The sequence below is a fragment of the Nocardia sp. CA-290969 genome (assembly GCF_050936135.1).
Classification (GTDB): Bacteria; Actinomycetota; Actinomycetes; order Mycobacteriales; family Mycobacteriaceae; genus Nocardia.
In genome coordinates, this window is sequence record NZ_JBNJNJ010000001.1 from 418,201 (window position 1) to 437,546 (window position 19,346).

12 protein-coding genes are annotated in these 19,346 nt (G+C 71.7%); 7 read left to right on the forward strand and 5 right to left on the reverse strand.

Features of this window, described 5'->3' with window-relative positions; all coding sequences use genetic code 11:
* Positions 1-204: 204 nt before the first annotated feature.
* The 3 genes from ACQEVO_RS01980 to ACQEVO_RS01990 are packed head-to-tail and all read right to left on the reverse strand — an operon-like array spanning position 205 to position 3,495.
* Positions 205-2,364, reverse strand: coding sequence for an NTP transferase domain-containing protein (locus ACQEVO_RS01980; RefSeq protein ID WP_432908219.1), 2,160 nt, complete (start codon positions 2,362-2,364; stop codon positions 205-207).
* A 50-nt stretch (positions 2,365-2,414) separates the two neighbouring features.
* A complete protein-coding gene (locus tag ACQEVO_RS01985; RefSeq protein ID WP_432908222.1) occupies positions 2,415-2,711 on the reverse strand; it encodes an MGMT family protein in 297 nt (98 codons plus the stop codon).
* A gap of 7 nt (positions 2,712-2,718) precedes the next feature.
* Complete coding sequence (locus ACQEVO_RS01990) at positions 2,719-3,495, reverse strand: alpha/beta fold hydrolase (protein WP_432908225.1); 777 nt, start codon at positions 3,493-3,495, stop codon at positions 2,719-2,721.
* A 96-nt stretch (positions 3,496-3,591) separates the two neighbouring features.
* On the opposite strand from ACQEVO_RS01990, the gene ACQEVO_RS01995 reads away from it, so the two are divergent.
* The gene (locus tag ACQEVO_RS01995; protein WP_432922270.1) at positions 3,592-7,995 is read left to right on the forward strand and encodes a PD-(D/E)XK nuclease family protein; all 4,404 of its coding nucleotides are present in this window, start codon (positions 3,592-3,594) and stop codon (positions 7,993-7,995) included.
* Positions 7,992-11,387, forward strand: coding sequence for a UvrD-helicase domain-containing protein (locus ACQEVO_RS02000; protein WP_432908227.1), 3,396 nt, complete (start codon positions 7,992-7,994; stop codon positions 11,385-11,387). The genes ACQEVO_RS01995 and ACQEVO_RS02000 overlap by 4 nt, the downstream gene beginning before the upstream one ends.
* A 241-nt stretch (positions 11,388-11,628) precedes the next feature.
* Here the strand turns inward: ACQEVO_RS02000 and ACQEVO_RS02005 are convergent, their stop codons facing one another.
* Entirely contained in the window at positions 11,629-12,042 is a 414-nt protein-coding gene (locus ACQEVO_RS02005; RefSeq protein WP_432908229.1) for a DoxX family protein, read from the reverse strand.
* A 449-nt stretch (positions 12,043-12,491) separates the two neighbouring features.
* Between ACQEVO_RS02005 and ACQEVO_RS02010 the strand changes: the two genes are divergently transcribed.
* The 5 genes from ACQEVO_RS02010 (at position 12,492) to ACQEVO_RS02030 (ending at position 18,971) form a co-directional block, all read left to right on the forward strand.
* Entirely contained in the window at positions 12,492-13,559 is a 1,068-nt protein-coding gene (locus ACQEVO_RS02010) for a potassium channel family protein (RefSeq protein ID WP_432908232.1), read from the forward strand.
* 40 nt (positions 13,560-13,599) lie between these two features.
* Positions 13,600-14,538 carry an NAD(+) diphosphatase gene (nudC, locus tag ACQEVO_RS02015; RefSeq protein ID WP_432908234.1) on the forward strand — a complete coding sequence of 313 codons (939 nt, stop codon included), beginning with the start codon at positions 13,600-13,602 and terminating at the stop codon, positions 14,536-14,538.
* A gap of 301 nt (positions 14,539-14,839) precedes the next feature.
* Positions 14,840-16,264, forward strand: coding sequence for a zinc-dependent metalloprotease (locus tag ACQEVO_RS02020; protein ID WP_432908236.1), 1,425 nt, complete (start codon positions 14,840-14,842; stop codon positions 16,262-16,264).
* Between the two features lie 416 nt (positions 16,265-16,680).
* The gene (locus ACQEVO_RS02025; protein ID WP_432908239.1) at positions 16,681-17,544 is read left to right on the forward strand and encodes a TOMM precursor leader peptide-binding protein; all 864 of its coding nucleotides are present in this window, start codon (positions 16,681-16,683) and stop codon (positions 17,542-17,544) included.
* Between the two features lie 83 nt (positions 17,545-17,627).
* On the forward strand, positions 17,628-18,971 hold the full coding sequence (locus ACQEVO_RS02030) for an ABC1 kinase family protein (protein WP_432908241.1): 1,344 nt from the start codon (positions 17,628-17,630) through the stop codon (positions 18,969-18,971).
* Positions 18,972-19,044: 73 nt separating this feature from the next.
* Here ACQEVO_RS02030 and ACQEVO_RS02035 read toward each other — a convergent pair whose 3' ends face one another.
* Positions 19,045-19,326 carry a WhiB family transcriptional regulator gene (locus ACQEVO_RS02035; protein ID WP_432922273.1) on the reverse strand — a complete coding sequence of 94 codons (282 nt, stop codon included), beginning with the start codon at positions 19,324-19,326 and terminating at the stop codon, positions 19,045-19,047.
* Positions 19,327-19,346 lie beyond the last annotated feature (20 nt).

Below are 19,346 nucleotides of genomic sequence, written 5' to 3' on the forward strand. Positions count from 1 at the left end.
GAGCGTACGCACCGGCCTTCACTCCAGGGTGAACTGTGCCGTTACGGCATGGTCAAGATTGCCTCGGAACTCAGAGTGAGCCTTTCGGAGCCACCCATTCGGTTGCCTGGCCGGTGACGCGCCTCGGGTGATGTATCAGGATGGCACGGTCTCGCCGATCTTGTTGTCGACGGGGTGGGTGGAGTACGGCTTCACCTGCCCCGATCAGCGGGGGACCGGGATGAACTCGACCACGGTGCCGTCGCGGGCGTCGGCCGGGACGACGACCAGGCCGTCTCGGTCGACGAGGCCGCCGAGATGGGCGGTGCGGACGGCGGGGTCGCCGATCCAGCCGCCCGCGGGTGCGGCGGCGTAGCGGGCGGGGACGATCCGGGGTACCGGGCCGGCGATTTCGGCCGCGTTGTGCAACGGGCCGAGCAGCGGGCGCGGTGGCTGGGCTCCGGTGCGACCCGCGACTACGGCCGGAGTGAGGGCCAGCAGGATCGCGACCGCGGCGAAGGGGTTGCCGGGCAGCCCGAGAACTGTTGTCGCCGAGGGGAGTTCGGCTACCACCGTCGATCCTCCGGGGCGTAACGCCAGGCGGGGGACCAGGATCCGGGAGCCGGCGCGGTCGAGGGCGCCGCGGAGCTGATCGGCGGCGCCGCCGCCGGTCGCGCCGACCACGACCAGTAGATCGCAATCGGTTGCGGTCGCGAGGACCTGATCGAAACCATGGGCGGTATCGCGGAGATGGACCTGATCGAGGGTGATCGCTCCCTGTGCGGCGAGGAGTACGGGCAGGACCGGGCCGATCGAATCCCTGGTCTGCCCGGCCTGCAGCGGACCGGTACTGCGAATCTCGTCGCCGGTCATGACGATTCGCGCGCGGACCGGGCCGCGCACGGCCGCCGTGGTGACCTCGACCGCCGCCGCGGCCGAAACAAGCGCGGCGGTGACGGCGGAACCGGCCGGGGCTATGACCTCACCCGGCGTGCGGTCCTCGCCGCGGCGGCGGATATCGGAGCGGTCCGGAGTGTCCGGCAGCCGATGCAACCGGCCGTCGAGCCGGGCGAATTCGTCGCGGAGAACCCGGGTGGTGCCGTCGGGAACGTGGGCGCCGGTGGCGATGCGCACCGCCTCGCCGGGGAGCAGGCCGTGCGGACGCTGCCCCCCGGCGAAACCGATATCGGCGCGCAATTCCCAGGGTCCGTCGCCGGAGACGGCGTATCCGTCCATCGCCGAGACATCGAAACGGGGCAGGGCGCCGGCTGCGGTGATCGGAGCGGCGAGGGCCGCGCCACGGGCGGCGGCCAGCTCGCGATCGTGCTCGGGTAGGCGAGACAGGCCCTCGCACAGGGCTTCCCGGGCCTGACGCAGCGAGAGCGGAGCGCCGGTGACGGGTATCCGAGTTCCCGGGGCGCACGGGGTTGCGGATTCGGAGGGGGGAGCTTCGGTCGGCCCGGAGTTCGGTGAGTCGACCCTCCCGGGAGCCGCGGGCCCATTGGTACCGGCCGCGGGCAACGCGGTGGTACGGGCGTCGAGCGGCCCCGAAGTAGCGAGCCCGGGGTCCCCGGGGACGAGCGAGTCCGTGCCGCCGGCGGAGCGGACGTCGGAGTTACCGCGGGCGGGTGACTCGGAGGAACCGTGGCCCGGCGACCCGGGGTCCCCGGTCCTCGGTGACCCTCGGTCGAGGGATGCCGAGGGGCCGGGTTCGCGGGTGCGCGGCGACCCGGAACGACCGGTACCCAGCTCCGCTTCATGAGCAGCTTCGAGCGATCCGTCGGCGAGAGTGCCGGGCGATGACGCGCGACCGAGCGCCGTGCGGGCGGCATCGATATCGCCCGGGGTATCGCAATCGTCGACTCCGGCGAGCGGCACGGTCTCGGTGTTGCGGGGCACCAGTGCTTTCATGGGCTGGTTGACCACACCGCCCAGCTCGCGCAGCCGGGCCACGAGCGTCTCGTACCGCCACACGCCGATGAGGTATTGCGGCCGGCCGTCGCTGTCGGCGGCGAAGACGGCGTCGTGATCCGCGCGGTGCCGGAGGAGTTCGCCGATCACCGCATCGGTGAGGAAGGGCAGATCGGCGGCGAGGATCACCACGTGCTCGGGTGCCTCGTCCGTGAGGGCGGCCAGCCCGGCGGCGACGGCCGCCACCGGGCCCGAGCCCGGTTCCGGTTCGCGGGTCTGCACGATGGATTCGGCGAGTTCGGAGCGTGGCGGGCCGACCACCACTATCGAACCCAGCCCGGTCACCGCGGCCAGGGCGGTCTCCAGCATGGTCCGGCCGCCGACCACGAGGCCCGGTTTGTCCACACCGCCCATGCGGCTGGCCCGGCCCCCGGCGAGGACTATCACGGCCGGGGCGGGCGCGGAATTCGGCATAAGGATCATGCTATTCGCCGTCTGGGACGACGCGGGCTGCGCTATGGAGGTCAAGGGAACACATGCCGGGCTGCCCGCAGGTCGACCCGGCCGTCCGTGACGGGTACGCCCTCGGCCGCGAGCAACCGCAACTGCCGTCCGGCGAGGTGGGCCGCGGGTTTTCCGGAGGCGCCCAGCACTCGGTGCCAGGGCAGATCACCGGAGTCGGTGCGCATGATCCAGCCGACCGTGCGGGGGGTCGACAAACCCACGGCGGCGGCGATATCGCCGTAGGTGGCGACCCGCCCCGGCGGAATCGAGGCGACCAGTGCGCGGACGTGTTCGATCTGTTCGTCGCTGGTGACCATCGCCGGCCTACAGCGCCGCGCGGATCAGCGCCGCCGTCCGCTCCGGGAGAACCTGGGCGACCATATGCTCGCAATCCCATTCCTCGACGGTGAGGTGCTCGCCCAGCCGTTCGGCGAGCACCGCCTGCACCGGGGCAGCGAGGAAGGGCGGGTCCACCTTGGTGGCGCGGACCAGCACGGTCGGCACGTCCGGCCGGGGTAGAGCGGGGTCGCGGGCGAGCTGGCCCCAGTAGGCGATCAGCGCGGGCAGGCTCACCCGCCAGCCGACCCGCCCGTTCCCGGCCGGCACCAGGTGGTCGTCGAGTTCGGCCTGCAGCAGGGCGGGGGCGGCCGCACCCCAGCCGGTGGCGAGTTTGTCCATCCGGGCTTCCTCGGCGTCGGTGTAGTCGGGCGAGTCCAGGGTGGCCGCCGCGATCTCGTGCAGCCAGGCCGGGTCGAGCGCGACGGCCGGGTCCAGCAGAACCAGGCCGCGGACCAGGTCGGGCCGGCGTTCGGCCAGATGGAGGGCGCACGCGCCGCCGAAGGAATGCGCGACCACCAGCACCGGCTCATCGGTTTCGGCGACCAGCAGGGCTTCCAGATCCGCCGCGATCGTTTCGAAGTCCCAGGGCGGTAGCGACGTGGAGAAACCGTGTCCGCGCAGGTCGGGTGCGATCACTCGGATATCGGGCAGCAACCGGGAGGCCAGGTCTGCCCAGCGTTTGCCGTGTCCGGTGAGACCGTGCAGAGCAAGCAGTGCCGGGCCGGTGGCCGGGCCGAATCGGTGAACATGCAGTGTGGACACGATGACATTCTTCCCGCCGTACCCCGCACCCGCAGCGCGCGCGATGCCGACGTGGTACCGGCGGTGTCGGCCCCGTCTGTTGCAATAGCGGTCGTGGTGCGTTCGGATAGGCCGGTGCGGCTGGTGCGCCGGAGAACCGCGGCTCCCCGGGCTCGGACCTGGGGCGCCGGTATTCGCGCGCTGTTCGCCGAGGCGCCGGCAACCACAGCGCAATCGGGTCCCGCCCGATTGTGGCGGGTGCTGGGCGGTCCGGGGACCGGGAAAACGGCGCTGCTGGTGGATGTGGCGGCCGCGCGGATCGCCGCCGGAGCCGATCCGGAATCCGTGCTGTTGCTCACCCATTCGAAGCAGGCCGCGGCCGCCGCCCGCGATGCCCTCACCGAACGCCTGACGCACTGGGACGTCTGCGCCCCGGTCTTCGACAGCGGCCCGGACGTCCACGGCCACTTCGACCCGGCCCTGTTCCCACTGGCCGATCCGGAATCGACCGCCACCACGGGATCCGGCCCCGGCCACCCGCCCATCGGCGGCCGCCCGGCTGCCGGTGGTGCCGCCGGACAGCGCACCGGCACCGATCAGCAGGTCACCGGTGATAACGCTGCCGCCCTGCCCGCCGGCGACGCGACGGCCGGCTGGGCCGGTACCGGGTCATCGGCCGGGGTCGCCGATGTGCTGTTCACCGACGCCGGTGCCGACCCGCCCGTCTCCGCGATCTCCGGTACCGGCTCGGCAATGCCGGTCGCCGGGGCGACGCGCGAACCGCTGGCCCGCACGATCCACTCGTACGCCTTCGGGATCCTGCGCCGCCAAGCCGCCCGGCACGGGAATCCGCCGCCGCGGCTGCTCACCGGCGCCGAACAGGACGCCGTGCTGCGCGAAATGCTGCGCGGCGACCTCGCCGATATCGCCGCTGGAGCAGGTGACCTGTGGCCCCGGCGGCTGCAGCCCGCGCTGAGCCTCAGTGGTTTCGCCGACGAACTGCGTGACCTGATGCTGCGCGCCACCGAACGCGGGCTGGGCCCCGAGGACCTGATCGATCTGGGCCGCCGCCTGGACCGGCCCGACTGGGTGGCCGCGGGCCGGTTCGCGCTGCGCTACGAGCAGGCGATGCTGCTGCGCTGGTCGGTCGGGGTGGCGGCGCCGGAGGCCTCGGCGCCCGCGCTGAACGCGGCGGAGCTGGTGGGGGCCGCGCTGGACGCGCTCGCCGGTGACGCCGAACTGCTCGCCGCCGAACGCGCCCGGTTGCGCTGCCTGCTGGTCGACGACGCCCAGCATCTGGACCCGCAGGCCGCGCTACTGGTCCGGGTCCTCGCCGCGGGCGCGGGCACCACCGTGATCGCCGGCGACCCCGATCAGGCCGTCTACACCTTCCGCGGTGCCGACCCGCGGTTTCTCACCGACCTCGAGGTGCCGGCGTCGCGGCGGATCGTCCTGCACACCAACCATCGCAGCGGTCCCGCCGTACACACCGCGGCCGCGCGGATCGCCGCCCGGCTGCCGGGTACCGCCGCTCACCGCACCACGATCGCCGACCTGGGACCGGAGGAGCGCGGCGACCCCGACTCCGCGCAGGTCCGGGTGCGGGTACTCGGCAGCCCGGCCAAGGAGGCGTCGCTGATCGCCGACCAGCTGCGTCGCGCGCATCTCACCGAGGGTGTGCCGTGGTCGCAGATGGCCGTGATCGTCCGGTCGGTGCCGCTGCTGCTCCCACCGCTGCGCCGGGCGCTGCTCGCGGCCGGGGTGCCGGTCCGCCAGCCGGTGAACGACACCCCGCTGGCCCGCCGCCGCGGCGCCGCCTGGATGTTGCTCGCGCTGCGCGCCGTACTCGCCGGCGAGGCCGCCCGCCGGGGTGCCGGCTCGACGGAGTCACTGTTCGGGCCCGACGAGGCACTCGACCTGCTGGCCGGCCCACTGGGCGGCGCCGATCAGATCAGCCTGCGCCGGCTGCGCCGCGGTATCCGGCGCACGACCCTGGAACTCGCCCGGTCCACGCCCGAACCCGGATTGTCCGCGACACTGGGCCCCGCCGCCGAACCCGAACCCGGGGAAGCGCCGAACCCGGAACTCGGACAAGCGCCGGACCCGGACGACGAGCCGCCGATACCCGATCCCGAATCGGCGCAGGGACAACGCCCGGACGACTACCCTGCCGCCGAGCGCGAGAAAGAAACCCGCGCGGACGACCCGGACCGCTACGCCGAGGACGCGGACTGGTTCGGTCTCGACGACGGCCACTACTACGCCGACCCCTGGGACGGGCTTCCGCCGGACCGCCCGGACGATGAGCACGAACCGCAGCCGGACGCGGACGACGCGTCGCACCGCACACTGCGGGGCCGGGATGGGTTCGGGCCTCCTGCGGATGAGCGGGATAGTGCCGCGCATGCGGCAGAAGATGACGGACCCGCCTCCCGGCCAGGCCCGAAATACGGTTCCGCGCCCGGAGCGGTCGACCCAGGTCACGACCGCCCGGATCGCCGTACCGAGAGCGACAGCTCCGGTGCGGTGGGGCGCGCCGTGCGTCCTCCCGCCCCCGGCAACGATGGTGTCTCCGCACCGGAATACCTGCGCACCGCCCCGCTCGAAGACCGGCCCGGCGCCGCGGTCGACGGCAGCGGTACCGCGGGCACCGCGAATCCTGGGGCGGACAGCGCCGATCCGGTGAACCGGCCGGCCGGCCGGGTGGCGGGAGATCACCGTGACGGCGACCGCTCCGGCAGCGCTTCCGCAGCCATACCTGCAGGCGGCGGCCGGATTTCCGACCGCCCTTCGGTGGATATCCTGCGCGATCTGCTCCTCGGCTCGGGGAACGAGCGGATTCTCGCCGGGCTCACCGAGGTCGAGATCGCCCCGCTGAACCGTGCGTTGCGGGCGCTGGACCGCGCCCGCAAAGTCCGGCGCGAGGGCGGCGGGCTCGAGGATGTGCTGTGGGCGCTGTGGACCGCGTCGCGGCTGGAGAGGCGCTGGCTGGCGCAATCCGAGCGCGGCGGGGCGGCCGGTATGCAGGCCGATCGCGACCTCGACGCGGCCGTCGCGCTGTTCGACGCCGCGGCCGCCTACACCGACCGGCTGCCCGGCGCCACCATCGAGGGCTTCGTCGAATACCTCACCCAGCAGCAGATCGCGCAGGACCGCGCGGCCCGCTCACGGCAGGACGACGCCGTCGATCTGCTCAGCGCCCACGCCGCGGCCGGGCGGGAATGGGAGGTCGTCGCGGTCGCCGGTGTGCAGGAGGGGATCTGGCCCGATCCACGCCCGCGCGGCACCCTGCTGCACACCGAAGATCTGGTGGACCAGGTCGCGGGGATCACCGAGCGGGTCAGCCGGACCGCGCCGATCCTGGCCGACGAACGCCGGCTGTTGTTCCTCGCGTGCAGCCGCGCCCGGCGATCATTGCTGGTCACCGCGGTGGAATCGGTCACCGGCGACCGCGACCTGGTGCCGTCCCGGTTCCTGGCCGAACTGCTCGGCGGCGAATCCGACGAACAAGCGCTCCCGATCGCCGAACCGGGACGGGTGCTGGCCCTGCACGCGCTGATCGCCGAACTCCGCGCGGCCGTCTGCGATCCCGGCGCGGGCGACGAACGCCGCCGCCGCGCGGCCGGCCAGCTGGCCCGGCTCGCCCTGGCCGGTATTCCCGGCACCGCGCCCGGCGATTGGTACGGCGTCGGCGAACTCAGCTCCACCGAAACCCTGTGGGACGGTGACGACCCGGTCGCGTTGTCGCCGTCGACCGTGGAACTGCTGCGCACCTGCCCGCTGCGCTGGGCACTGGAACGCCACGGCGGATCGGACGGGGACAACCCGCACGCCGTCAAGGGCACCCTGGTGCACACGCTGGTGCAGGCGCTGGCCGGCCGGGTCCCGCTCGACCAGGTGCGTGCCGAACTCGCCCGCAGCTGGACCGGTATCGACCCGGAAACCAGCTGGCATTCCCGGCAGGAGCTGCGCCGCACAGAGGCCATGCTGGACGCGTTCGTCGCCTGGGTGCGTACCACCCGGCACGAACTCACCCAGGCCGGTATCGAGGTGCCCGTCGACTGTGTGCTGCCCGGCCGCGGCGCGGACGCGCCCCCGGTGCGGATCCGCGGCCGGATCGACCGGCTCGAACGCGATGCCGCGGGCCGCTTCGTGATCGTCGATGTGAAAACCGGGAAGAACCCGGTCAGCGGGGCCGGTGCCGCCCAGCACGCCCAGCTGGCGACCTACCAGGTCGCGGCCGCGGCCGGTGCGCTCGACGAGACTGCCGCCGATCCCGAACCCGGTGGCGCCCGGCTGGTGTACGTCGGTCTTCCGGCGGCGGACGGGGTCGCGAAGGAACGCGTCCAGCCCGCGCTGGACGCCGAATCGCTCGAAACCTGGCGCGAAACCATTCACGCCGCCGCCGCGGCCACCGCCGGCCCGGAGTTCCTGGCGATCCGCAACGACGGCTGCCGCCACTGCTCGGTGAAGAACAGCTGCCCGATCCAGGACGCCGGACGTCAGGTGACCGAGGAGTGAGCGCCCGGGTCACACCGGGGCAACTGGCCGACGCGCTCGGCCTTCCCCGGCCGACCGCGGAACAGGCCGCGGTGATCGCCGCACCGCCCGGCCCGATGCTGGTGGTCGCGGGCGCGGGCGCCGGTAAAACGGAGACGATGGCGGCCCGGGTCGTCTGGATGGTGGCCAACCGTCTCGTCACGCCGGAGGAAGTACTGGGCCTCACCTTCACCCGCAAGGCCGCCCAGCAGCTCACCGCCCGCATCCGGACGCGGCTGGCCCGGCTGGCCGGATCCCGGTTGCTGCGCGATCTCGACCCCACCGGCGAACTGCGCGCCACCCTGACCGGTGCCGAACCCGAGATCAGCACCTATCACTCCTACGCCGGCCGGCTGCTGAGCGAACACGGGCTGCTGCTGCCGGTGGAACCGTCGGCGACGCTGCTCACCGAAACCCAGCTGTGGCAGCTCGCGCATCAGGTGGTGCGCAGCTGGGACGGCGATCTGGAGACCGACCGGTCACCGCTGACCGTCACCGAGGCGGTGCTCGCGCTCTCCGGGCAGCTCGCCGAACATCTGGTGGAGCCCGACGAGCTGACCCACGCCCATGCCGAGCTGGAGAAACTCGTCCACACGCTGCCGCCCGGGCCGCGGCAGCGCGGCGGGCCGAACAAAGAACTGCTCGGGATTCTGCGGGCCCAGCGCGAACGGGTCGCGTTGCTGCCCTTGGTCCGGCAGTTGCGCGAGACCCTGTATCAGCGTGGCGCCCTGGATTTCGGGGCACAGATGTCGCTGGCCGCGCGACTGGCGGCCGACCATCGCGAGGTCGCGGTCGCCGAACGCGCCCGGTTCCGGCTGGTCCTGCTCGACGAATACCAGGACACGGGCCACGCGCAGCGGGTGCTGCTGTCGGCCCTGTTCGGTGCCGGGTTCACGGCCGGGCGCGGCGGACCGCGCCGTACCGAGCCGCGCCCCCTGGCGGTGACGGCGGTCGGCGACCCCATGCAGTCCATCTACGGCTGGCGCGGCGCCTCGGCGGCCAACCTGCCGCGGTTCACCACCGATTTCCCCGAGGCGTCCGGCGATCCGGCGCCCGTGCTGCCGCTGCTCACCAGCTGGCGCAACCCACCGGAAGCGTTGCGGCTGGCCAATTCGGTTGTCGAACCGCTGCGCGCCGCGGCCCGGGCGAGCGGTGGGGTGACGGTGGACGAGTTGCGGGCCAAACCGGATGCCACACCCGGAGATCTCGCGCTGGCACTGTGCGCGACGGTCACCGACGAACGCCGCTGGATCGCCGAGCGGATCGCGGCGGAATGGGCGCAGGCCCGCGACGAGCAGCGGCCGCCACCCACCTCCGCGGTGCTGATCCGCCGCAACGCCGACGCCGCCGAACTCGCCGAACAGCTCCGCGCGCAGGGCCTGCCGGTCGAGATCGTCGGTCTCGGCGGGCTGTTGGCGACGCCGGAGGTCGCCGATATCGTGGCGACCCTGCGTCTCATCGCCGATCCCGCGGCCGGTAGCGCGGCGGTGCGGATCCTCACCGGCGCCCGCTGGCGCCTCGGTGTCGCCGATCTGGCCGCCTTGGCCCGCCGGGCCCGGGAGCTGTCGATCGGGCACGAACCCGGCGGCGATATCACCGATTCCGTGGCCTTGGCCGCCGCGCTGCGCGAGGTGGCGCCCGAACCCGCCGAACGCGCCGGACTGGCCGACGCGATCGCCGATCCCGGTCCACCGCAACGCTATTCGGCCGCCGGCCATCGGCGGATCACGGCGCTGGGCCGGGAACTCGCCATGCTGCGGGAACGAGCCGGGCAGCCGTTGACCGAACTGGTCGCCGATGTGGAACGCACCATCGGGGTCGGTGTCGAGGCCCAGGCCCGCCGGGCGCTGGCCGGTTCCGGGGCCGGACGGGAACATCTCGATGCGTTCGCCGAGGTTGTGGCCGGCTATGCCACCGACAGCGGCGCGACCCTCGGCGGACTGCTCGCTTTCCTCGCGGCCGCGGAATCGGTGGAGAACGGCCTGGAACCCGGCGAAGTGGAGGTCGCGCCGGACCGCGTCCAGGTGCTCACCGTGCACGCCGCGAAAGGGCTGGAATGGGAGGTGGTGGCCGTCCCGCACATCTGCAGGGAGGTGTTCCCGTCGACCCGCGGGGTGAACACCTGGCTCGGCGCACTGGCCGAACTGCCGACGTCGCTGCGCGGCGACCGCGCCACCACGGACGCGCCGGACGGGGTCCCGGTGCTCGATCTGTCCGACTGCGCCGACCGTGCCGATCTGCAGTGGTGTCTCACCGCGCACAAACAGGCGTTGCAGCGGCGCCGGCTCGACGAGGACCGCCGGCTGTTCTATGTCGCACTCACCCGGACCGAACGCGTGCTGCTGGTTTCCGCCCACCACTGGCCCGAATCCGGTGACAAACCGAAAGGCCCGTCCGACTTCCTGCTCGAGCTGAAAGCCGCCGCCGAACTACCGGACAGCGGGGTCCGGATCGCGCACTGGGCGGACGAACCCGAACCGGAGGAGCCGAACCCGCTGGCCGCCCTGCCCGATACCGCGGCCTGGCCCGACGATCCACTGGGCGTGCGCCGGGCCGATATCGAGGAGGGCGCCGCCCTGGTGCACGCGGCGCTGGCCGAACTGGCCGCCGGGGCACCGGAACCGGAGACCGACGACGACCCGGACGGCTGGATCGCCGATGTCGATGCCCTGCTCGCCGAATACCGGTCGGCGGCGGCCACCGTCACCGATGTGGAGCTGCCCAGCCAGCTACCCGCCACGGCTCTGGTGGAAATGCGTGCCGACCCCGGAAAACTCGCCGCCCGGCTGCGCCGGCCGCTGCCGTATCCGCCGAATCCGCTGGCGCGCCGCGGCACCGCCTTCCACGCCTGGGTGCAGCGCTGGTTCGCCACCGATCAGCTGCCCGGACTCGACGATCTGCCGGGCGCGGCCGACGCGGGCGCCGCCGCCGATGTGGAGCTGGCCCGGATGCAGGAGGCGTTCCTCTCCTCACCGTGGTCCGCGCGCCGCCCGATCGATATCGAGGTGCCCTTCGAAACCACCATCGCCGGGATCGTGATCCGCGGCCGGATGGATGCCGTCTTCGCCGAACCCGGTGACCGCTGGACGGTCGTCGACTGGAAAACCGGCGCCGAACCGGGTCCCGCCGACGAGCCCGCGGTCGCGATGCAGCTCGCCGTCTACCGGCTGGCGTGGGCCCGTCTGCTGTCCGCCCGGACCGGCGAAGACGAAGAGCAGGTGCTGCGGCGAGTAGGCGCCGCATTCCACTATGTGCACACCGGTCGCACGGTCTCCCCGGACCGGTTACCCGGTCCCGCGGAGCTCGCCGAACTGCTCATGAGTACATCCGGCCCGCCGGGCGCCGAACTTCCCGGCGAGAAACCCGGGCAATAATGGCCGGCATGCCGCCCGCCCGTCGTTTCCCGTTGACGTCCGGGCCCGGCAGGATTCCCATCGAACGCAGTCTCGGCCACCGCCGCGTTTCGGGTGTGCTGTGCAGCGCTCGCCGGCGCGTGAGCTTCGCGGCTCGGCCGCGGTCCGCGGATCCGGGGCGAATCCCGCGGCTCGTTGCCGAGCAGCGCCGCCGGCCACCGACTCGGCCTGCCGGGCCACGGCATCTGCGCGGGCAGCAGGTTCAGCTCCGCGGTGCCCGGCGGCTCACCGCCAGTGCCTGGGTGATCATGGGGAGTTGCAGCGGCAGGCGCAGTACCGAGATCGCCTTCAGCGCCCACGGTGCTTTCGGATTGCGCACCGAATCCGCCGTGAACTGGATATTGGCGGGGAACACCGCGATGAACAGCAGGGCCGCAAGCCGTCCGCCGAGCCGCCGGGTGCGCGGCACCAACAGCGCGGTGCCGACCCCGATTTCGGCCACCCCGGACCAGTAGGTGTAGGTGCGGGCTTTCCCCGGCAACTGCGGCGGCACGATGGAATCGAACAGCTTCGGCGCCACGAAATGCATAACCCCGGCGCCGAGAAGCAGTGCGGCCAGCCGCAGCGCGGGAGTGCGGCCGGTATCGGTGACGCCGGCGGGTTTGTCTTGTGCCATACCCCACACGGTAATGCGCGGAGCCCGGCCCGACCCAGCCCGAACGCGGCCGCGGGCTGCGCTGCCGGACCGGCTCGGCGGCCGTTGCTGTGCCGGTGGCTTCGTGGTCGCGGCGCAGGCACGGGGTCCTGTGGCAGTGGACCCGGTGGCGGCGGAGACCCGGGAAAACGCGCAGCGGCGGCGCAGCCCGTGGAAGGTGACGCAGTGGCGGGTGGAGGTTCGTGCCGAGCGTGCGGCCGCGGGGTGCCGAGGCCGGGACCGCCCTGGCGAATACGGCGTTCGGCGAAGGTGTCTCGGAACGCGGACCGGCCGGTGTTTGCTCGAGGTCTGTGGGCCCGGTGAGCTTCGGGCGCGCGGCCCGGCGCAGGCGGGGGTGAGCGGGTAGGCTCCCGAGCTGTGTCGGAGGGACTGAGGGTGACGGATCTACGGGGTGGCCGGTGGTAGCGCCGGTGAGTGCCCGGTTCGCGCAGCTGGGCGGGCGGGGCCGGCTCGGCGGGGCCGAGCGACCCGGTTTCGCCCTGGTCGGGGTGCTGCGCATCCCGGAGGTACAGAACAGCCCGTGGATTTCGCTGACCCGCCGGGTGCTGTTCGCGGTCGGCCTGCTGTGCACCGCCGCGATGGTTGTCTACCTCGGCCGCGACGGTTACAACGACAACGCCGACGGTACGGTCACGCTGCTCGACGCGTTCTACTACGCGACCGTTTCGCTGTCCACCACCGGCTACGGCGATATCGCCCCGGTCACCGATTCGGCGCGGCTGGTGAACATCTTCGTCATCACACCGCTGCGCGTGCTGTTCCTCATCGTCCTGGTCGGCACCACCCTGGCGGTGCTCACCGAACGTTCCCGCCAGGCCTTGAAGATTCAGCGTTGGAGGCGCACCGTGCGTAATCACACCGTCGTCGTCGGGTACGGCACCAAGGGCCGCACCGCTATCGACGCCATGCTCGGCGACGGCGTACAACCCGCCGATATCGTCGTCGTCGATACCGACGCGGTGGCGCTCGAGGCCGCCGCGACCGCCGGCCTGGTCACCGTGCACGGGACGGCCACCCAGTCCGATGTGCTGCGGCTGGCCGGCGTGCAGAACGCCGCCTCGGTCATCGTGGCCGCCAACCGCGACGACACCGCGGTCCTGGTCACCCTGACCGCCCGGGAACTCACGAAGAAAGCCAAGATCGTCGCCTCGATCCGGGAATCGGAGAACACCCACCTGCTGCGTCAATCGGGTGCCGATTCCGTCGTGGTGTCCTCCGAGACCACCGGCCGGCTGCTCGGTATCGCCACCACCACCCCGAGTGTGGTGGAGATGATGGAAGATCTGCTCACCCCCGAACACGGTTTCGCGGTCGCCGAACGGGAGGTCGAACCCAACGAGGTCGGCGGTTCGCCGCGGCATCTCAGCGATATCGTGCTCGGCGTGGTGCGTGCGGGCGAACTGATCCGGGTCGGTGAACCCGCCTCCGACGCGCTGGAGAACGGGGACAAACTGCTCTATATCCGGCGTGCCCGCTGACCCGGGCGCACCGCGGATCGGGCCGCGATAGTCTCGGGACGTGGCGGTATTCGAGCTCAACCAGGTCCCTCTGTTGTCCCGTTCGGCGCTCGACCGCGCCGATCACCTGCGCGCGGACGCGCACGCTCTGAAGGAGGGCTGGGCGCGCGCCCGGCTGCTGCGGGTGGGCCGCCGCGGTGCGGTGCGCTACGAATCCGGCGAACTGGTGTGGGATCGCGCCACGGAACTGTCCGACGAACCGAGCCCGGACGCCGTATTCCTCGGGGTCCGCGACGAGGTGCACCTGTGGGCGGTCCGCGACCGTGACCTCACCGGCGAGCTGCGTGATCTGCGGCAACTCGCCGACGAGCCGCTCGACGATTTCACCGCGGGTGTCCTGTCCACCGCGCTCGCCCTGATCAACTGGCATGCCGGCGCCGCCTTCCACGGGGCCGACGGCAGTCCGATGGTCCCCGCGAAAGCGGGCTGGTCCCGGGTCACCGAGGACGGCCGCGAGGATTTCCCGCGCACCGATCCGGCGGTGATCTGCCTCATCCACGACGGTGGCGACCGGGTTCTGCTGGCCCGCCAGAGCAGCTGGCCGCCGACGATGTTCTCGTTGCTGGCCGGTTTCGTGGAAGCGGGGGAATCGCTGGAGCGGTGCGTCGAACGGGAGATGCGCGAAGAAGTGGGCCTCGATGTCGGTGAGATCCGCTACCTCGGCAGCCAGCCCTGGCCGTTCCCCAGGTCGCTGATGCTCGGGTTCAGCGCGCTGGCCGATCCCGCGCAGCCGCTGGAATTCTCCGACGGGGAGATCGCCGAAGCGCACTGGTTCACCCGTGCCGAGGTGCGGGCCGCGCTGTCGGCCGGGGGCTGGCCCGCCCGTCCCGGTGCCGGTCTGGACACCGATTCCGGTGAGGCGAAGCTCCTGCTCCCCGGCTCGGTGTCCATCGCCCGCACCATCGTGGAGTCCTGGGTCGCCGCGAGCCCGGCCGACTGATCGGAGCCCGTGGGCTCGCCGCCGTGCGCCGGGCCGGAGCCGGCGGGCCCGGCTCGGAGCGAGGGCGGCCGGCGAGCGGTCTTTGCGGCCGGCGAAGGCGACGACGCGCAGGTACCGGATCGGTTCGTAGTTCCCGGGCGCGGTGTTCACCCAGCGCGAAGCCGCCCCGGGTATGGCCGACCGGCCGGTTCGCCGCGCCTACTATGGACAACATGCAGCTTCACGAAGCGCCGGCCGGCTCGCTCGGCGCGCGCGCGCTCCCCGGACACCACCCGGACGTCGTACCGGCGGGTGAGGCGTAATGAGCGATTTCCCGTTCGGATTCTCCCAGGGCGGCGATGACGACGACCGCGGTCGCGGTGACAAACCGGGCGGCGGGAACAACCCGTTCGATTTCGGCGCCGGCGGCGCCGGCTTCGATCCGGCGGCACTGGGGCAGATGCTCACCTCGCTGGGGCAGATGCTCAGCGGTATGGGGCAGGGCGTGGCCGGCGGTGACGCCGGGCCGGTGAACTACGACGTGGCCAAACGGCTGGCCCGCCAGCAACTGGGTAAAACCGTTCCGCCGGTCACCAGCGCGACCGCGGCCGCGGTCGCCGATGCCGCGCACCTGGCCGAACTGTGGCTCGATGATGCGACCACCTTCCCCGCCGGTGCGACGAGCACGGTGGCCTGGACCGCCAACGACTGGATCGAGAAAACGCTGCCCACCTGGCAGCGCCTGTGTGATCCGGTCGCCCAGCAGATCTCCGGTATGTGGACCGCCGGGTTGCCCGAGGAGGCCCGCGAAATGGCCGGCCCCATGATGGGGATGCTCGGCCAGATGGGCGGGCTCGCCTTCGGTTCGCAACTGGGCCAGGCCCTGGGGCAGTTGGCCAAGGAGGTGCTGACCGGCACCGATATCGGCCTGCCGCTGGGTCCGGCCGGTACGGCGGCGCTGCTGCCCACCGCGATCTCACAGTTCAGCGAGGGACTGGAACAGCCGGAGAGCGAGATCATGGTGTTCCTCGCCGCCCGTGAGGTCGCCCACCAGCGGTTGTTCGTGCACGTGCCGTGGCTGCGACAGCAGGTGCTCGGTGCCGTGGAGGATTACGCCCGTGGGATCACCATGGATTTCTCCGCGCTCGAGGAAGCCGCCCGCGATCTCGACCCCTCGGCGCTGACCGATCCGAGCAAACTCGAGGAAATCCTGTCGCAGGGCAGCTTCGAACCGCAGACCACACCGGAGCAGAAGCAGGCGCTGGACCGGCTGGAGACACTGCTCGCGTTGATCGAGGGCTGGGTGCAGGTGGTCGTCGCCGCGGCCGTGGGCGAACGGCTGCCGGGCGCGGGCGCACTGGCCGAGACACTGCGCCGCCGCCGCGCCACCGGGGGCCCGGCCGAACAGACCTTCGCCACACTCGTCGGCCTGGAACTGCGCCCGCGCAAACTGCGTGAGGCCGCCACCCTGTGGCAGCGCCTGACCGACGACGCCGGGATCGAGGCGCGCGACGGTGTCTGGGCCCATCCCGATCTGCTGCCCGATTCGGCGGATCTGGACGCACCCGCCGGCTTCATCGATTCGGTGATCGGCGGCGGTGCGGGCGCTTTCGACGATCCGCTCGCCCAGCTGGCCGCCACCGAAGCCGCCGAACGTGAACAGGCCGGTAGCAGCCCGGAGAATTCCAGCGAGCAGGCCGACGACGAATCCTCCGGCTCGGAGGGTCCCGAACCCGGCAAGGAGTAAACCGCGGCGGCCGCGCCGAATCCTCCGTCGACCCGGCCGCGTCGCACGAACTCCGTCGACCGACGCATCCGTCTTGTGGTTCGGGACCCACCGGTCGTCTGCCCTGCCCGCGCAGATCCGCAGTTCCGTCCATGACAAGACCGAAACGGCCGGGGGCTTCCCCTCGCCGCCGGTGTTCGCCGCACCGGGCACTGGGAGCGCGGTCGGCGCACTCCCTTGCGTCACCCCGATCGGGCCGGAGGCGGGAGTTCCGTGCTCCCGGGTCGGTCGCTGCGCCTTATTTTGCGCGCGGTGCCGTGGCGGTAGCCTCGAGCGCCCGCTACCTGGGCGTCTTCCGGTTATGCACAGGCTGAAACCCTGTGGATAACCCGGTCTCGGGACCTGTTGTGCCGCAACCGGAGTCGCATACTTCGAGCATGACGACACTTCGGCCACGTGGCCCGCTGTTGCATCCCCGGGTACCGATCCTGGTGCGCTCGACCGGCCAGGTGCAGCTGGGCTGGGATCCCGACACCGCCGTACTGTGCGACGCCCCGGGCTTGGAAACCCAGCAGGTCCTCGGGTTCCTCCGATTACTCGACGGCCTGAACAGCCGGCCCGCGATCATCTGGCAGGCGCGGGCACTCGGTCTCGAGCCGCAACCGGCAACGGCCCTGTTCGAGGTGATCGACGCGGCGGGCTTGGTGGTCCACCCACCCCAACCGGCGGGTTGTGTGCAGATCATCCGCGTGCACGGGGTCGGCCCGCTCGCGGAGGCGATCAGTGCCGGCCTGAGCGGGGCGGGAATCCGGGCCGCGCGTTCGCGCGATCATCGCGGTGATACGCATCGCGCGGTCGCGCCGGCGGATCTGGTTGTGCTGGCCGATGCGCTGATACCCGATCCGTGCCTGGTCCGCGAGTTGTTCCGGGCCGGGATCGCGCATCTGGCCGTGCGCGTGCGCGACGGTAAGGGCGTGGTCGGGCCGCTGGTGCTGCCGGGGGAGACGAGTTGCCTACGCTGTGCCGATCTCGCCCGGTCCGACCGGGATACGGAATGGCCCCGGCTGGCCGCGCAGTTGTACGGACGGATGGGGTACGCGAGCCCGGCCGGGATCGCGGCCGTTGCCGCGCTCGCGCTCGGTGAACTGGAAACCATCGTCGCCTGTGAGGCGGGTTCATCACTGGAAACGCTCGACGGCACGCTCGAGCTCGACCTCGCCACCCGCGAGCTGATCCGCCGGTCGTGGTCTCCACACGCGCGCTGCGGCTGCACTCCGTCCCGGAGGCAGGAGATCTTGTGATGACAATCACACTTCTTGGCGGGGTGGTAAATCTCTTCGGTTTTCCGTGGCAGATCAGCCGCTCCGTCGGCCATGATGGGGGAGTGTCTGAGATCGTGCGCCGGCCCATGTCCCGCAATGCGAAGTTAGCCAAGATTCCGCTCGGTGTGGCGGGCCGCGCCGCCGTCGGTTTCGGTCGCAAGCTGGCGGGTGGCGATCGCAAGGAGATCAACACCGAGCTGAACCAGAAGGCGGCCGAACAGCTGTTCACCGTCCTGGGTGAGCTCAAGGGCGGAGCAATGAAGTTCGGCCAGGCGCTCAGTGTGATGGAGGCCGCGGTTCCCGAGGAATTCGGCGAGCACTATCGCGAGGCCCTCACCAAACTGCAGGCCGCGGCCCCGCCGATGCCTGCCGCGACGGTGCACCGGGTCCTCGATCAGCAACTCGGCACCGACTGGCGCAAGCGGTTCGAATCGTTCGACGACACCCCGGCCGCCTCGGCCAGTATCGGCCAGGTGCACAAGGCGGTGTGGTCGGACGGACGGCCGGTCGCGGTGAAGGTGCAGTACCCCGGCGCGGACGAGGCGTTGCGCGCCGACCTGCGGACCCTCAACCGGATGACCGGCCTGTTCGCGAAGGTGATTCCCGGCGCCGATGTGAAACCGTTGCTGGCCGAGATCACCGAACGCACCGAGGAAGAACTGGACTACCGTAACGAGGCCGCCAATCAGCGGGCCTTCAGCAAAGCCTACGAGGGTCACCCGGAATTCGTGGTGCCCAAAGTGGTCGCGAGCGCACCCAAGGTCATCGTCAGCGAATGGCTCGACGGCACACCGGTTTCCGCCATCATCGCGGCCGGCGAAGCCGATCCCGAGGGCACTCGTATCCTGCGTAACCGGGTGGCCGGGCTGATGGGCCGTTTCCATTTCTCGTCACCCGAGATCGTCGGCCTGCTGCACGCTGATCCGCATCCGGGCAATTTCATGATCACCCCCGAGGGCAAGCTCGCGGTGATCGACTACGGTGCGTGCGCCCCGCTACCGGGGGGCTTTCCCGAACTTCTGGGCCGGGTGCTCGCGCTGGCCGTGGCCGAAGAATACGGCGAACTGACCGAGCTGCTGCATGCCAACGGCTGGGTGCTGCCCGGGAAGACGCTCACCGAACAGGAGATCGAGGACTATCTGCGTCCGTTCACCGATCCCATCCGCTCCGAATCGTTCCACTTCACCCGCCGGTGGATGCAACGCGTGGCCGGTAAGGCCACCGACTACTCCTCGCCGGAAATGAAAACCGCGCGAGCGATGATCCTGCCCGCCGAATACGTCATGATCTTCCGGGTGCTGGGCGGCTCGATCGGCATCTGCGCCCAGCTCGACGCCGAGGTGCCGTTCATGCAGCTGGCCGCGCGCTGGCTGCCCGGCTTCCGGGAAGAACGCGACAGCGCCTGAAACGCGAACGAGCCGCTCATCGGCGAAGCGATGAGCGGCTCGTTTCCGGTGCCGGCGCGTATCCGCGGGCGGCTCAGACACAGCTGGCGACCTTCCGCGGCCGGCCCCGCGGGCGCTTGCGGGCGATGACGACCCCCTGGTCGAAGATCTCTCCGCCCCAGACACCCCACGGCTCGCGCCGATCGATGGCGGCGCTCAGGCAGCCCTTACGGATCGGGCAGGATGCGCACAGCGCCTTGGCCTGCTCCAGTTGGACCGGGCTCTCGGCGAACCAGAGATCCGGATCACCCGCCCGGCAGGGCAGGGTGGCCAGCGGCTGAGTTCCGGGATCGGTTGCCACGGTGCGACATGCCACGTCAGTAGTGGCCTGCGGCC

Bases quoted from the DNA above. Each gene is read 5' to 3' on its own strand.
- ACQEVO_RS02025 (WP_432908239.1), top strand. From the start codon at position 16,681: ATGACGACACTTCGGCCACGTGGCCCGCTGTTGCATCCCCGGGTACCG.
- ACQEVO_RS01985 (WP_432908222.1), bottom strand. From the start codon at position 2,711: ATGGTCACCAGCGACGAACAGATCGAACACGTCCGCGCACTGGTCGCC.
- ACQEVO_RS02005 (WP_432908229.1), bottom strand. From the start codon at position 12,042: ATGGCACAAGACAAACCCGCCGGCGTCACCGATACCGGCCGCACTCCC.
- ACQEVO_RS01980 (WP_432908219.1), bottom strand. From the start codon at position 2,364: ATGCCGAATTCCGCGCCCGCCCCGGCCGTGATAGTCCTCGCCGGGGGC.
- ACQEVO_RS02020 (WP_432908236.1), top strand. From the start codon at position 14,840: ATGAGCGATTTCCCGTTCGGATTCTCCCAGGGCGGCGATGACGACGAC.